At 65.4% G+C, this 14,833-nt stretch carries 14 protein-coding genes and 2 pseudogenes; 5 read left to right on the forward strand and 11 right to left on the reverse strand.

Annotated elements, in window-relative coordinates; translation table 11 throughout:
* Window positions 1–46: 46 nt before the first annotated feature.
* Complete coding sequence (locus R3D65_RS14440) at window positions 47–523, reverse strand: MarR family winged helix-turn-helix transcriptional regulator (protein ID WP_371275941.1); 477 nt, start codon at window positions 521–523, stop codon at window positions 47–49.
* Between the two features lie 128 nt (window positions 524–651).
* On the opposite strand from R3D65_RS14440, the gene R3D65_RS14445 reads away from it, so the two are divergent.
* The 3 genes from R3D65_RS14445 to R3D65_RS14455 all read left to right on the forward strand — a co-directional run bounded on the left by R3D65_RS14445 (window position 652) and on the right by R3D65_RS14455 (window position 3,591).
* Window positions 652–1,449, forward strand: coding sequence for a creatininase family protein (locus R3D65_RS14445; protein WP_371275942.1), 798 nt, complete (start codon window positions 652–654; stop codon window positions 1,447–1,449).
* A 92-nt stretch (window positions 1,450–1,541) separates the two neighbouring features.
* Entirely contained in the window at window positions 1,542–2,609 is a 1,068-nt protein-coding gene (locus R3D65_RS14450; protein WP_371275943.1) for a GTP-binding protein, read from the forward strand.
* A gap of 7 nt (window positions 2,610–2,616) precedes the next feature.
* Window positions 2,617–3,591, forward strand: coding sequence for a WD40 repeat domain-containing protein (locus R3D65_RS14455; RefSeq protein WP_371275944.1), 975 nt, complete (start codon window positions 2,617–2,619; stop codon window positions 3,589–3,591).
* A gap of 9 nt (window positions 3,592–3,600) precedes the next feature.
* Here R3D65_RS14455 and otnI read toward each other — a convergent pair whose 3' ends face one another.
* From otnI to R3D65_RS14480, 5 genes and pseudogenes are all read right to left on the reverse strand, one after another.
* A complete protein-coding gene (otnI, locus tag R3D65_RS14460) occupies window positions 3,601–4,389 on the reverse strand; it encodes a 2-oxo-tetronate isomerase (protein ID WP_371275945.1) in 789 nt (262 codons plus the stop codon).
* A gap of 12 nt (window positions 4,390–4,401) precedes the next feature.
* Window positions 4,402–4,854: a hypothetical protein gene (locus R3D65_RS14465; RefSeq protein WP_371275946.1), complete on the reverse strand. Its 453-nt coding sequence runs from the start codon at window positions 4,852–4,854 to the stop codon at window positions 4,402–4,404.
* A gap of 86 nt (window positions 4,855–4,940) precedes the next feature.
* On the reverse strand, window positions 4,941–6,254 hold the full coding sequence (gene guaD / locus R3D65_RS14470) for a guanine deaminase (RefSeq protein WP_371275947.1): 1,314 nt from the start codon (window positions 6,252–6,254) through the stop codon (window positions 4,941–4,943).
* A 16-nt stretch (window positions 6,255–6,270) separates the two neighbouring features.
* Window positions 6,271–6,525 (reverse strand): annotated as a pseudogene (locus tag R3D65_RS14475) (cysteine desulfurase); the annotation flags it as partial.
* A gap of 68 nt (window positions 6,526–6,593) precedes the next feature.
* Window positions 6,594–7,494: pseudogene (locus R3D65_RS14480) on the reverse strand (urate hydroxylase PuuD); the annotation flags it as partial.
* A gap of 155 nt (window positions 7,495–7,649) precedes the next feature.
* Here R3D65_RS14480 and R3D65_RS14485 point away from each other — a divergent pair.
* Together R3D65_RS14485 and R3D65_RS14490 are read left to right on the forward strand one after the other, a co-directional pair.
* The gene (locus tag R3D65_RS14485; RefSeq protein WP_371276051.1) at window positions 7,650–8,570 is read left to right on the forward strand and encodes a LysR substrate-binding domain-containing protein; all 921 of its coding nucleotides are present in this window, start codon (window positions 7,650–7,652) and stop codon (window positions 8,568–8,570) included.
* A 192-nt stretch (window positions 8,571–8,762) separates the two neighbouring features.
* Window positions 8,763–9,203, forward strand: a complete 441-nt coding sequence (locus R3D65_RS14490; RefSeq protein ID WP_371275948.1) for a glyoxalase superfamily protein — start codon at window positions 8,763–8,765, stop codon at window positions 9,201–9,203.
* Between the two features lie 46 nt (window positions 9,204–9,249).
* Here the strand turns inward: R3D65_RS14490 and R3D65_RS14495 are convergent, their stop codons facing one another.
* The 5 genes from R3D65_RS14495 to uraH form a co-directional block, all read right to left on the reverse strand.
* Window positions 9,250–9,468 carry a dodecin gene (locus R3D65_RS14495; RefSeq protein WP_371275949.1) on the reverse strand — a complete coding sequence of 73 codons (219 nt, stop codon included), beginning with the start codon at window positions 9,466–9,468 and terminating at the stop codon, window positions 9,250–9,252.
* A 119-nt stretch (window positions 9,469–9,587) separates the two neighbouring features.
* Window positions 9,588–10,400 (reverse strand): xanthine dehydrogenase accessory protein XdhC, encoded by an 813-nt coding sequence (gene xdhC, locus R3D65_RS14500; protein WP_371275950.1) that lies wholly within the window; start codon window positions 10,398–10,400, stop codon window positions 9,588–9,590.
* 9 nt (window positions 10,401–10,409) lie between these two features.
* Complete coding sequence (gene xdhB / locus R3D65_RS14505; RefSeq protein WP_371275951.1) at window positions 10,410–12,749, reverse strand: xanthine dehydrogenase molybdopterin binding subunit; 2,340 nt, start codon at window positions 12,747–12,749, stop codon at window positions 10,410–10,412.
* A 9-nt stretch (window positions 12,750–12,758) separates the two neighbouring features.
* Window positions 12,759–14,228: a xanthine dehydrogenase small subunit gene (xdhA, locus tag R3D65_RS14510; protein WP_371275952.1), complete on the reverse strand. Its 1,470-nt coding sequence runs from the start codon at window positions 14,226–14,228 to the stop codon at window positions 12,759–12,761.
* A complete protein-coding gene (gene uraH, locus R3D65_RS14515) occupies window positions 14,228–14,602 on the reverse strand; it encodes a hydroxyisourate hydrolase (RefSeq protein WP_371275953.1) in 375 nt (124 codons plus the stop codon). The genes xdhA and uraH overlap by 1 nt, the downstream gene beginning before the upstream one ends.
* Window positions 14,603–14,833 lie beyond the last annotated feature (231 nt).

Below are 14,833 nucleotides of genomic sequence, written 5' to 3' on the forward strand. Positions count from 1 at the left end.
GTCTGACGCCCCAAAGGCGCCTTTGCATGGACCGGCAGCGCACCGGTCAGGCCGCCTCGTCCTCGTCGTCGCCGGCCTCTGCCGCCTGCCCACCCGGATGCACGAGATTGGCCTCCATCCGCGCCAGAAGCTTGAGCAGCGCCTTGCGCTCCTTCTTGTCCAGCCCCTTGAGCAAGGTCTTTTCGGTGCGCTTGACGGATTTCTCGATCGCCTTGATCGCCTCGCTGCCCGTGTCGGTGAGCCGGATATGGGCGATGCGGGCGTCCGTTTCAGAGCCGGTCTTGCACAGGAAGCCCTGCGCCTGCAACCGGTTGATCGTCTTCGTGATGGTCGGCGGCTTGACGCCGAGCCGTGCGGCAAGCTGCGTCGGCGTCAAGCCCTCCTCGGCGCTCAGCGCCAGCATGATCTGGTCTTGCCCGGCATAGAAGCCGTGCTCGAGGAGACGCGCCGCGAGATCCGTGCGCGCCAGCCGCGCCACCGATTGCAGCCGCGCCGAAACGGCGCCCTTGCCGGTCTTGGCCATGGATAGCTCCCGTCGCTCGTTCCTGCCCACTTTACGTTTCGGAAAGCGATTCGCCAACGAAACGGTTGCATGCCCTGCCGGACAACCGCTAGCTTGACCCGCCCGCAGCCCATATCCGAAGAACATTGATGCTTCTGCCCCGCCGCCATTACAGCCAAATGACAGCCGGCGAATTGTCTGCCGCTCGCTCGGAAAAATGGATTGCGGTCCTGCCGCTTGGCGCGACCGAGCAGCACGGGCCGCACCTGCCCTTCGAGACCGACACGATCATCGCTCAAGGCGTGGCCGAACGGGTCGCCGCGCAGGCGCCCGCCTCCCTTCCATTCACCGTCCTGCCGGCAGAACCGGTCGGCTATTCCGTCGAACACATGGATGTGGAAGGCAGCCGCACGCTCGCCTTCGACGAGGCGGTAAACCGCTGGACCGGCATCGGCGAAACGCTGTTTGCCCAGGGCTTCCGCAAGTTTCTCATGCTCAATGCCCATGGCGGCAACTCACCCCTGATGACCGTCGTGGCGACCGAATTGCGCGTGCGCCTGTCCATGCTGGCCGTCGCGACGAGCTGGACGCGCTTCATCGCGCCGGGCCATGGCATCAGCGCCGATGAAAAGGCCTTCGGCATTCACGGCGGCCAGATCGAGACGGCGGTCATGCTGGCCCTGCGGCCCGACCTGGTGAACATGGCCAGGGCGGCCGATTTTCCGTCGCAACAGGCCGAACATGCCCGCAGCTTCACCCATCTGCGTGCCTACGGCCCCCATGCCTATGGCTGGAAGATGAGCGACCTGAATTCGCTGGGCGTGGCCGGCAATGCCGCTGCAGCCACCCCGGAACAGGGGGAATCCCTGCTCGATACGGCCGCCGATGGCATCGCTGCCCTGTTGGGAGACATCCACGCCTTCAACCCGCCCTGGCTGGCGGCGTGACACCGTCTGGCGTTGCGCGCCGCCCTCGCCTATATGACGGCGACGAAGACATCCCGCCCGAATGGGCGCCGATCCGACCTGAGGCAGAATCCATGAGCGAAGCCGCCAATCCCGTTCCCGTTACCGTGCTCACCGGCTATCTCGGTTCCGGCAAGACGACGCTGTTGAACCGCATCCTCTCCGAGGATCACGGCAAGCGCTATGCCGTCATCGTCAATGAGTTCGGCGAGATCGGTATCGACAACGACCTGATCGTGGAATCCGACGAGGAAATCTACGAAATGAACAACGGCTGCGTCTGCTGCACCGTGCGCGGCGATCTCGTGCGCGTCGTCCAGGGCCTGATGCGCCGGCCGGGCCGTTTCGACGCAATCCTGGTGGAGACCACCGGCCTTGCCGATCCGGCCCCCGTGGCACAGACCTTCTTCATGGATGACGATGTGCGGGCGAAAACCCGTCTCGATGCCGTTGTCGCCCTCGTCGACGCCAAGCATCTGCCGCTGCGCCTGAAGGACAGCCGCGAGGCCGAGGACCAGATCGCCTTTGCCGATGTGGTGCTGCTGAACAAGACCGACCTTGTCTCGCCGGAGGAACTGGCCGAGGTGGAACGCCTTGTCCGGGCCATCAACCCGTCGGCGCGCATTCACCGCACCCAGCGTTCGGCCATCGCGCTGGACAGCGTGCTCGACCGCGGCGCGTTCGACCTGCAACGCGCACTCGACAATGACCCGCATTTCCTCGATCACGATCACCCGGATCATGAGTGCGGCCCGCATTGCGACCACAACCACGGCCACCATCATCATCACGACCACGATCACGGCCATGATCATCATCACCATGGCGACGTCGCGGCCATCCACGATCTGACCGTGAAGTCGGTCTCGCTGCGTGCCGGCGAAATGAACCCGCAGCGCTTCTTCCCCTGGATCGAGAAGATCACCCAGACGCAGGGGCCCGATATCCTGCGCCTGAAAGGCATCGTCGCCTTCGCCGGTGACGAGGACCGCTATGTCGTGCAGGGCGTGCACATGATCGTCGAGGGCGATCACCAGCGCGCGTGGAAAGAGGGTGAGAAGCGCGAAAGCCGCATGGTCTTCATCGGTCGCAATCTCGACGCCGAACTGCTCGAACGCACGTTCAAGGCCTGCGAGGCCTGAGACCGTCATGCCGACCGTAGCTCCGCTCGACCTCGACGGCCATTGCATCGCCGCGGCCTTTCTCGGCGGCATCCCGTTTTTTGCCATGGCGGATGGCCTGATGCACCGGCTGGACAACGGCCACAAGACAACGCATGTCCATGACGGCCTGCTGTGCGCCACCCTCGATGCCGGTCGCAACCGCATCCTGTCCGGCGGCGAGGACGGCAAGGTCTGCGCAGTCACCCCCGATGGCGCGGCCAACACACTGGCCGAGGCGCCGCGCAAGTGGATCAACGCCGTTGCCGCCGGCCCGAACGGCGCGGTGGCATTTGCCGAAGGGCGCAACGCCCATGTCGTCCTGCCCGATGGCACTCAGAAGGCGCTGGCGCATGAGCGCTCGGTGGAAGGGCTGGCCTTTGCGCCGAAGGGCCTGCGGCTGGCCGCTGCACGCTACAACGGCGCCACGCTGCATTTTCCGGCCACTGAGAGCAAGCCGGTGGAACTGGAATGGGCCGGCGCGCATATCGATGCGGCCTTCTCGCCCGGCGGCGAATTCCTCGTCACCACCATGCAGGAAAACGCCCTGCATGGCTGGAAACTGTCCGACGGCAAGCACATGCGCATGACAGGCTATCCCGCCAAGGTGAAAAGCTGGTCCTGGAGCGTGAAGGGCAAGTGGCTGGCAACCTCCGGCGCACCGGCGGCGATCGTCTGGCCCTTCCAGGGCAAGGACGGGCCGATGGGCAAGGCGCCGCTGGAACTGGGCACCCGCGGCAATTCCATGGTCACTGCCGTCGCCTGCCATCCGGACCAGGATCTGGTCGCCATCGGCTATGCCGACGGCATGATCCTGGCGGTTCGCTTCGCCGATGGCCGCGAGGCGGTGCTGCGGCGCGGCGGCAAGGGCTCGATCACCACGATGGGCTGGGACAGCGATGGCATCCGCGTCGCCTTCGGTTCTGAAACGGGCGATTGCGGCGTGGTGGATATCCGCGCCTGACACGCCGCTTCAGGCAGGGTCCGCAAAGCGCGCAAGCCAGCCGAGCCCGTCTTCCGTTCGGCCCGAGGGGCGGTATTCGCAACCGATCCAGCCCTCATAGCCGGCCGTGTCGAGCGCGGCGAAAACGAAACCGTGGTCGATCTCGCCCCTGTCCGGCTCGTGCCTGCCCGGATTGCTTGCCACCTGGATGTGCCGGATGAGCGCCTGATGCCGCAGGAAAGTGCCTGTCAACTCGCCGCCATGCCGGCTCTGGTGGTAGAGGTCATATTGCAGGAACAGGTTGTCCGATCCCACCTCGGCGATCACCGAAACCGCCTGTTCGACGCCCGACAGGACGTATCCGGGCATGTCGAACGGGTTGATCGGCTCGATCAGAACCGCGACGCCATGGCGGCGCGCTTTTTCCGCGGCATGGCGCAGGTTGGCGACATAGGCCGCGCGCCATTCCAGCGGATCGGCATCCTCGGGCATGGTCCCCGCCATGACGTGAACCTGCCGCACATCGAGCGCGCCCGCGTAATCGAGCGCCATGTCGATGGCCGCGCGAAAATCGGCCTCCCGCCCCGGCACGGCCGCAAGTCCCCGCGCCCCGGCGGCAAAGTCTCCGCCCGGCGGCGCGTTGAACAGCACCTGTTGCAACCCGGCATCCTTGAGCGCCCGCTTCAGGTCGCCGGACGGAAAATCGTAGGGAAACAGATACTCCACCGCGCGGAACCCGGCCGCCCGCGCCGCATCGAACCGCTCCATGAACGGCATCTCGGCAAACATCATCGAGAGGTTGGCGGCAAAACGCGGCATTGTCCGGGGGGCCTAGCGGATCCGGTAGGCCTGATGGCAGGCGTTGCAGGAGGACGTGACGGCCTGCAAGGCCCGGTAGATCTCATGTTGCGCGTCCTTGCCGGGCGCCAGTTCCGCATCCTGCGCCGCGATCACGAAACGGCTCGCCGCGCGGTGCATCTCGGTGCCCGCCGCGCGCATGCCCTCCGGCATGAATTGCGCGATATGCGAAGCGCCATGCGCGTCCAGCGATGACATGCCAAGCCGGTTTTCCGCCACCGTCCCGGCGGCGTCCACGTCGCCATCGGCAAGATGACCGAGGATTTCGTCGAGCGCGCGCAGGTGGTCGCGCATGTTGGCCAGCATGTGCTCCTGCATCATCTCCGGCATCTCGACGAGTTGCCGCTCATCCGCGTGAACAGCCGCGCTCGCCACCAGCGCAACACTTGCCACGGCCGGCAGCACGATCTTCCGTGAACGATGCATGATTTCCCCTTCAGCAAGATCCGGCGCGCACCGGAAATGCGAAATCCTATCCCGCTCACCGGCATGGCTCAACGCAAAACCTGTGGTCAGACTGATAACGCGGCCTTTGCCCGCCTTCCCGCCACCCAGGTCCCGGCAATGGCGCGGTCGTCGCCCATGGTTTGCAGCAGGAAAAGCTCTTCGGCCAGCGTCGTCACCGTTTCCATGCGCAGCGCCATGGCCGGCGTCGCCCGCGCGTCGAGCACCACCAGATCGGCATCCGACCCTTCCTCCAGCGTGCCGATGCGCCCTTCCATCGAGAGCGCCTCGGCATTGCCGCGCGTGATCTGCCAGAACGAGGCCAGCGGATTGATCTTCTCGCCATTGAGCGCGATCACCTTGTAGCCCTCGTCCATGGTCCGCAACATCGAATAATTCGTGCCGCCACCCACATCCGTTGCCGCTGCCACGCGCACCGGCTTTGTCCGCCGCGCATAGCGCTGCCAGTCCATCAGGCCAGAACCGAGAAAGAGGTTGGAGGTGGGGCAGAAAACGGCCACCGATCCGCTGTCGGCCATGGCGTCGAGTTCGCGTTCGCACAGGTGGATGGAATGGCCGAACAGGCTTTTCGGCCCCGCCATGCCATAGGCCTCGTAGACGCCGAAATAGTCCGGCGCATCCGGGTAGAGTTGCCGCGTCAGCGCGATCTCGTCATGGTTCTCCGCAAGATGCGTCTGGACATGGCAATCGGGGTATTCGCCAACCAGCGCCCTGACCATGTCGAGCTGTTCCGGCGTCGAGGTGATGGCAAAACGTGGCGTGATCGCATAGGCAAGCCGCCCGCGCCCATGCCAGCGCGCGATCAGAGCCTTTGTCTCGTCATAGGCGCTTTGCGGCGTATCGGTCAGCCCGGCCGGTGCGTTGCGGTCCATCATCACCTTGCCCGCGATCATCGCCATGCCGCGCGCTTCCGCCTCGGCAAACAGGGCTTCGGCCGATTCCGGGCGAACGGTGCAATAGACGGCCGCGGTGGTCGTGCCCTGGCGAATCATTTCGTCGAGGAAGGCCGCAGCGATCCGCTCGCAATGGGCCGGATCGGAGAATTTCATTTCCTCGGGGAACGTGTAGAGGTTCAGCCATTCCAGCAATTCGGTGCCGAAACTGGCGATCACCTGCATCTGCGGGAAATGGGCATGCGCGTCGATGAAGCCCGGCAGCACGAGATGCGGCCGGTGGTCCACCACCTCGACGCCTTCGCCCGCATGGGCGCTGACCTCGGCGAAGGATCCGCGCCGCTCGATCCGCCCGTCGCGGATCAGCAGGCCGCCGTCGGCCTCGTAGGAAAAGGCGCCGCTGTCATCGAGGCTTTCGGGACGGCGCAGAAAGGTAAGCAGGCGCCCGCGAATGAGCGTCGTCGTCATGCATCACCTCGCATCGTCACTGCGCCTCTCGGAACCAGGCCACGATCAGCGCGCGCTCGTCCGGCGTGATCTCGGTGACATTGCCCGGCGGCATGGCGTGGCTGGCGCCGGCCTGGAGGAAGATTTCGCGGGCATGGGCCACGATGGTCGCATCGGTATCCAGCATCACGTTCTTCGGCGCCACATGGATGCCCTCCCAGACCGGCTCGGCGGCATGGCACATCGAACACCGGCCCAGAACCGTGTCGCGCACCGTTTCGAAATGCGGCGAGTTCACATAGGCCATCTGCCCGGCGGGAACCGCAGCTTCATAGCGGTCTTCCGCCACCGTCGCACCGAAGGAGGACAGCCAGGCGATGATGGCGAAGATCACGGCCGCCGCCACGAAGGTCCAGTAGGGCTTGCCCTTGCGGCCATGCATCGAGTTGAAGAAATGCCGGATCAGCACGCCGATCAGGAAAACCAGCGCCGCGATCACCCAGTTGTACTGGGTGGCAAACGCCAGCGGATAGTGGTTCGACAGCATGAAGAACAGCACCGGCAGCGTCAGGTAGTTGTTGTGCAGCGAGCGCTGCTTGGCCTGTTTGCCCAGCGCCGGGTCCGGCTTCTCGCCGGCCTTCAGCGCGGCAACCACCTTCTTCTGGTTGGGAATGATGATGAAGAAGACATTGGCCGACATGATCGTGGCGGTGAACGCGCCCAGATGCAGGAAGGCGGCGCGCCCGGTGAAGACCTGCGTATAGGCCCAGCCCATGACGACCAGCGCCACGTAGAGAAACAGCATCAGGCCGACATCGCTCTTGCCCAGCGGCGACTTGCACAGCGCATCGTAGATCAGCCAGCCGATCCCCAGCGAGGCCAGCGAGATGACGATCGCCATATTGGCGGAAATGTCCATCACCGTGCGATCGACCAGGAACAGGTCGGCCCCGCCATAATAGACGATGGCCAGCATCAGGAAGCCCGACAGCCAGGTCCAGTAGCTCTCCCACTTGAACCAGGTCAGGTGTTCGGGCATCGCCGCCGGCGCGACCAGGTATTTCTGGATGTGGTAGAAGCCGCCGCCATGCACCTGCCATTCCTCGCCATGGGCGCCTTCGGGCAGGCCGGGCCGCTGGCGCAGGCCGAGATCCAGCGCGATGAAATAGAAGGAGGAGCCGATCCACGCGATGGCGGTGATGATATGCAGCCAGCGCACGCCAAGCGCCAGCCAGTCCCAGGTGATTGCCCAAAGGTCCATGTCGATCCCCGTGCGGTTTCTCGTCCGATCATTGCTGCGCAGGCACTGTTTGAAAAGCACCCGCTTTCACGATGACTTTCAAAAAAACCCGAACGGTAATAACGTGTTTTCTTGAAAGGGCACGGCGCTGCACGGCCCCCTTGAGCGGAGCGACCATGGCCTATCTCGACAATATCGCGGTCTTCGTGCGGGTGGTGGAACTGGGCAACCTGTCCGCGGCCGGGCGCGACATGCGCATTTCGCCGGCCGTGGCGTCCAATCGCATCAAGGAACTGGAAAAGCATCTGGGCGTCCGCCTGTTCAACCGCACCACGCGCCAGCTCATGCCCACCGAGCAGGGCCGTGTCTTCTATGACGGCGCGCGCAAGGTGCTGGAAGCCGTGGCCGATGCCGAGGCTGCCGTATCGGAACTCTCCGGCCAGCCGCGTGGCTCCATCCGCGTCACCGCGCCGCTTGGCATCGGCCGGCGCTTCATCGCCTCCGGCATTCCTGCCTTCCGCGACCTGTATCCGGATATCGAGGTGCGGCTGCGCCTTTCCGACCACAATATCGACATCATGAAGGAAGGCATCGATGTCGCCTTCAAGCTTGGCGTTCTGGAGGATTCCAGCTTCAAGCGGCGCAACATCGCCCATTGCGACCGTATTCTCGTGGCCGCCCCCGCCTATCTGGACCGGCGCGGCACGCCACGCATACCGGAGGATCTGGCCCGTCACGACTGCCTCCTGCTGCGCTTTCCCGGTTCGCGGGATTTCCACTGGCTTCTCAGAAGCGCCGATGGTCCGCAGAAGTTCGAGGTCCGCGGCCCCTTCGATTCCGACGATGGCGATGTGCTGACGTCGTGGGCGCTGGACGGGCGCGGCATCGTCAACAAGCCGCGTTTCGAGGTCGAACCCTTCATCCGCGATGGCCGGCTGGTGCCTGTCCTGCCGGATTTCGCGCCGGAGCCGGTGCAACTTGCCGCGCTCTATCCGCATCGAAAGCTGCAGGACCCGAAGATCAGGCTGTTCCTCGACTTCATGGCCGAGCGCTGCCAGCGCATGGTGCGCGGCCTGCTGGGCGAGCCGGCCCTTTGACAAACCGCAAGCGCATGCCTATATGCCGCCAGTCATAAGGGCAGAGGCCCCTGCCGCCCGCAGGCCGAATGGCCACGGTGAAGCCTCCTCGAACGAGTTCCAACCGTCCCAGATCCCCTTTCGGATGCGGTCCGGTGGCAATGCGGGCAACCACTCGAACAATCGCATCCCTCCGTGAAAGAGAGGACTGTGATGAATGGAAATCGTGGGATATCCCCCACCATCGATGACATGAAGGCCCAAGCCAAGCGCCTGCGTGCCGAACTGGAAATTCGCGGCACGCCGCTCAGCCACGCCCAGGCGCTGGAAACGGTGGCCCGCCAGCACGGCTATCGCGACTGGAACACCGCCCATGCGGCGGCAGGCAACCGCCCGCCGACCAGCTTCCATGTCGGGCAGGTGCTGACAGGCACCTATCTCGGCCAGAAGTTCCTCGGCGAGGTGATCGCCGTGCAGCGCCTTGGCGAGGGCAATCGCTGGCGCCTCACTTTCCGGTTCGACGAGCCGGTCGATGTTGTGACCTTCGACAGCTTCTCGTCCTACCGCCACCGCGTCACGGCCACGGTGGGCAGCGACGGCGTGACGGCGGAACGAACGTCGAATGGCGAACCGCATATGCGGATCGAACTGTGACGGCAGAAAGGGGGCGGGCCGGTCATCCGGCCGCCCGCCCCTGTCCTCACGCCTCGCCGTCTTCCAGCGTGAAGGCGGCGTGCAGCTTGACCTGGTAATGCGCCACCTTGCCGTCCTCGATATGGCCGCGCGTTTCAGCCACTTCGAACCAGCGCAGGTGGCGCACCGATTGCGCGGCCTTGGCGATGGCCGCCTGGATCGCGTCCTCGATGCTTGTGGGCGACGAGCCGACCAGATCGACCATCTTGTATACGTGATTGCTCATGGCGCACCTCCTGGGAAACCGGGTTGCTGGCGGGATGCGGCAGCGCCGCCTTCCTCGCAAGCCAACGCATTGGCCGCGTGAATGATCCACCATGAAGGTGTACGGGCGACGAGCCCCCTTCAGCCTTCCGCCACAGACAGCGCCGCCATCACTTCCGCCACGGTCAGCGCCGCGATGACCGAAGGGCGCTTGTCGCGCAGATGCGCGCCGCCAATGGGGCAGACGAGAACGTCGAAGCGGGCATCCTCGCCACCGGCTTCTCGCCACTGGCGGGCGAACACGGCCCGTTTCGTGGCCGAGCCGATCAGCCCGACATAGGCGGCGTCATCGCGCTTGAGCGCTTCCGACACGATCAGGAAATCCAGCGCATGATCGTGGGTCAGCACGATGAAGGCCGCGCCGGAGGGAGCATCGCGCACGATCGCCTCCGGCATTGCCGAAAGGCGCGTTTCGACAGCGCCGCCGACCGTGACGGCAAGCGCTTCCAGGGCATCCGCCCGGGTTTCGACCACAATGGCCTGCACCGGCAGCAGCGCCAGCGCCCTTGCCAGCGCAGTGCCGACATGCCCGGCGCCGAACAGGTAGACATGCGGCAGGCGGGCCTGTGCGTTTTCCCATTGCGCCAGCAGCCTTGCCCGCGCCGCACCGTCCAGGCGAACGAAATCAAGCCGCACATGGCCGCCGCAGCACTGGCCGATTTCCGGTCCGAGCGGTTGCGACCAGCCACCTTCGCTTTCCGTCCCGGCAAGAACGGCGCGTGCACGCTCCATGGCCAGGAACTCCAGCCGCCCGCCGCCGATCGTACCGAACGTGGCGGCGGAGGTGACCAGCATCCAGGCATCGGCATCGCGCGGTGTGGACCCCTTCGCCTCGTCCACGCGCACCAGCACGGCGTCTTCATGTCCGGCAAGGAAGGCGCGAAGATCCGCCATGGGCAAGGCTCAGCCGCCTTGCCCGCGCAGCCGCTCGATCGCCATCAGCACGCGCTCCGGCGTCGCCGGCGCGTCAAGGCGCGGGCAAATCTCGTAGTCGGCGACCGAGGCCACCGCGTCCGAAAGCGCATGGAGGACAGACATCCCCAGCATGAAGGGCGGTTCGCCCACCGCCTTGGACTTGTGAATGGTGTCCTCGCGGTTTTCCGCCCAGTCGGCCAGATTCACGTTGAAGACACGCGGCCGGTCGGAGGCAAGCGGGATCTTGTAGGTCGACGGCGCATGGGTACGCAGCCGCCCCCTGCCATCCCAGACCAGTTCCTCGGTCGTCAGCCAGCCCATGCCCTGGATGAACCCGCCCTCGATCTGCCCGAGGTCGATCGCCGGGTTCAGCGAGCGCCCCGTCTCGTGCAGGATGTCCGTCCGCTCGACCCGGTATTCCCCGGTCAGCGTATCGACCGAAACCTCCGACACGGAGGCGCCATAGGCGAAATAGTAGAACGGCCGGCCCTTGCCGCTGTCGCGGTCCCAATGGATGCCCGGCGTCTTGTAGAAGCCCGTCGCCGAAAGCTGGACACGCGCCACATAGGCCTGCTTCACCAGCTCGGCGAAGGGGATTTCCTGGTTTCCGATGCGAACCCGGTTCGGCAGGAACCGGATTTGCTCGCGCGGCAATTCGTAGAATTCGGCGGCGAAATCGACGAGCCGTTCGCGGATCGTGCGCGCCGCCGCCTGCGCCGCCATCCCGTTGAGGTCGGAGCCGGACGAAGCTGCCGTCGCCGATGTGTTGGGTACCTTTCCGGTCGTTGTGGCGGTGATCTTCACCTGGTCGATGTCGATCTGGAATTCCTCCGCCACGATTTGCGCCACCTTGACGTAGAGCCCCTGCCCCATCTCCGTGCCGCCATGGTTCAGATGAACCGAGCCGTCCGTATACACATGCACCAGCGCGCCGGCCTGGTTGAAATGGGTGGCGGTAAACGAGATCCCGAACTTCACCGGCGTCAACGCGATGCCGCGCCGCATCACGCCGCCCCTGGCGTTCTCCGCGCGGATCGCCTTTCGCCGCGCCTGGTAATCCGAGGAGGCCTCCAGCTCGTCGACAATGCGCGCGATGACATTGTCTTCCACCGTCTGGTGATAGGGCGTCACGTCACGGCCGGCCGCACCGTAGAAATTCCTGCGTCGCACCTCAAGCGGGTCGAGCCCGGTGGCGAACGCCACTTCCTCGATCACGCGCTCTGCCCCCACCATGCCCTGCGGCCCCCCGAAGCCGCGAAAGGCCGTGGCGGACACCGTGTTGGTGTAAAGCGGTGCCGAAACCGCCTTCACTGCCGGCCAGTAATAGGCGTTGTCGCAATGGAACAGCGCCCGGTCCGTCACCGGGCCGGACAGGTCGGCGGAAAAGCCGCAACGCGCGGCATAGGTGAAGTCGACGCCCAGGATGTTGCCGTCGTCGTCGAAGCCGACATCGTAGCCGACAAGGAAGTCGTGCCGCTTGCCGGTCGCCGTCATGTCGTCGTCCCGGTCAGGCCGGATCTTCACGGCCCGCCCCGTATGCCGCGCGGCAATGGCCGCGACGGCGGCAAACAGGTTCGACTGGGTTTCCTTGCCGCCGAAACCGCCACCCATGCGGCGCACATCCACGGTCACCGCGTGGTTCGGCACGCCCAGCGCATGGGCCACCATGTGCTGGACCTCTGACGGGTGCTGCGTGGAGGAATGCACCAGCATGTCGCCGTCCTCGCCTGGAATGGCGAGCGCGATATGGCCTTCGAGATAGAAATGATCCTGCCCGCCAATGCGCATCTCGCCCGACAGCCGGCGCGGCGCGGTCGCGAGCGCCTGTTCCACGTCGCCACGCTGCAGGGTCAGCGGATCGCAGACCAGTTTCGGCGCCTCGCCGGCATCCGCATAGTCGATGATGGCCGGCAATTCCTCGTAATGCACTTTCACCTGCCGGCAGGCCCGCCGCGCGATGTCGCGGGTCTGCGCCACCACGGCAAAAACCGGCTGGCCATGGAATTGCACCACCCTGTCGGCGAAGATCGGTTCATCATTGCGCCCGGTCGGCGAGATGTCGTTGACGCCCGGCACATCCGCGCCGGTCAACACGGCCACGACGCCCGGTGTCTTCAGTGCAAGCGCGGTGTCGATGCCCCGCACGCGCCCATGCGCAAGCGTGGAAAGGCCGAGATAGGCATGAAGGCAGCCCTTCGGCTCGACGATGTCGTCAATGTAGACGGCCTCGCCGGTCACGTGCTTGTGCGCCGAATCGTGGCGCTGGCGCGAGGTGACGCCGCCCTTGATGGCAGAGGCTGTCAGGTCCGGTTGTTCGTGCTTTCCCATGCCTGGCCCTCACGCCGCCTTGCCGCCGGCCAGGCCGGCTGTCGTTTCCATGAAGAACCGCCGGAGCAGGTTTTGCGCCACCAGCATCCGGTAACCCGCGCTGGCCCGCATGTCGCTGATCGGCTGGAAGTCGGTGGCATAGGCGTCCAGCGCCGCCTCCACCGCGGCCATCGTCCAGGGCTGTCCGGCAAGCGCCGCCTCCACGGCGCGCGCGCGCTTCGGCGTGGCCGCCATGCCGCCATAGGCGATATGCACCTGCTGCACGCGGTTGTCGCCGTCCAGACGCAGCAGGAAGGCGCCCAGCACGGCGGTGATGTCCTCCTCGCGCCGCTTGGAAACCTTGTAGACCGCGAAACGCGCATCGCGCGGCGGCAGCGGCACCGACACGCTCTCGACGAACTCGCCCGCCGCCCGGTCCTGCCGGCCATAGTCGATGAAGAAATCCTCCAGCGGAATCGAGCGCCGGTTGTGATGCTTGCGCAGCGCCAGCGTGGCGCCCAGCGCGATCAACGGCGGCGGCATGTCGCCGATGGGCGAACCGTTGGCGATATTGCCGCCGATCGTGCCCATGTTGCGGATCTGCTCGCCGCCGATCCGTTCGATCAGGCCCGACAAGGCAGGAACATCCGCGCCGAACGCCTCCGCGGCCCGGGTGTAGCTGACCCCGGCACCGACCACCAGCGTCGTGCCATGCACATGCACCGTCTTCAGGCTGTCCAGATGGCCGGTAAAGACGACAGGCGAAAGGTCGCGCATGAACTTGGTCACCCACAGGCCCGCATCGGTGGCGCCCGAGACGATGGTGGCCTCCGGCGCGGCTTCCAGCACGCGGGCCAGATCCTCCGCGTCGGCAGGGACGACGATGCGCCCGCCGGCGCTATCGATTTCCACGCGTGCGCCATCGGCCATTTCGCGCAGTTTCTGCGCCACCGCGTCGCGCTCGACGGCCAGCGGATCGTTCTCCGGCGATCCGTAACCGGAAATGGCGCGGCCCGCCCGCATGATGGATACGTAGCCGGTGCAGCGGCACAGATTGCCCTGAAGCGCCCGTTCGATCGTCCGGTCATCGGCCGCGGGATCGTTCATCCACAGCGCGTAGAGGCTCATCACGAAACCGGGGGTGCAAAACCCGCACTGAGACCCGTGGTGGTCGACCAGCGCCTGCTGGACCGGGTGCAGGCTGCCATCCGCCCGTTTCAGGTGTTCCACCGTGACGACGTGGCATCCGTCGAGCGATCCGAGAAAGCGGATGCAGGCATTGACGCTTTCATAGGCCGGCGCGCCATCCGCCCCCAGCCGTCCGACAAGCACCGTGCAGGCGCCGCAATCGCCCTCCGCGCAGCCTTCCTTGGTGCCGGTCAGGCCGCGCCGGATGCGAAGGAAGTCGAGCAGCATGTCATCGGGGCGCACATCCTTCAGCGCCACGGTCTCGCCATTGAGCAGGAAGCGAATCTCCTTGCGGATTGCCGGTATCGTCATCAACTGCCCCTGTAGGTGGAATAGCCGTAGGGCGAAAGCAGCAAGGGCACATGATAGTGCGCCGCCGCGTCATCCATGCCGAAGCGGATCGGGATTTCCTCCAGGAACAGCGGCCCGCCCGCCACCGGCATGGCCAACCCGTGAAGGCGGATATAATCGCCGGCATGAAAAACCAGTTCGAATGTACCCGTCTCGAAGGTTTCGGCAGGCAGGATCGGGCTGTCGGTCCTCCCGTCATCATTGGTCACCGTCTCGGCGATCTTCTCGCGTGTGCCCTCTGCCAGCCGGAAAAGCTCGATACGGATACCCTCGGCGGGCACGCCGCGCGCCGTATCCAGCACATGTGTCGTCAGATAACCGCCAGCCTTGCTCATTGCTTCACCTGTCTGTCCGCGCCGTGTGTCCACATCCGGGCGCAGCGTGTTGCGATCTTCGAATTTGACCATACGGTCCACAGTGTGACTCATTCAAGGCAATGTCTTAAGCCCCCGCCTTGGCGCCCCCGCTCAAAACAGTTTCAAATTTTTCCGCATGTTGGCCGCGCCCCCGGTTGAAATAGTCTGTCGGGCAAGATTTTCATTGTCGGGCGCCGGCCCTGCGCCGGG

Source organism: Zhengella sp. (genome assembly GCF_041397485.1).
Classification (GTDB): Bacteria; Pseudomonadota; Alphaproteobacteria; order Rhizobiales; family Rhizobiaceae; genus Zhengella.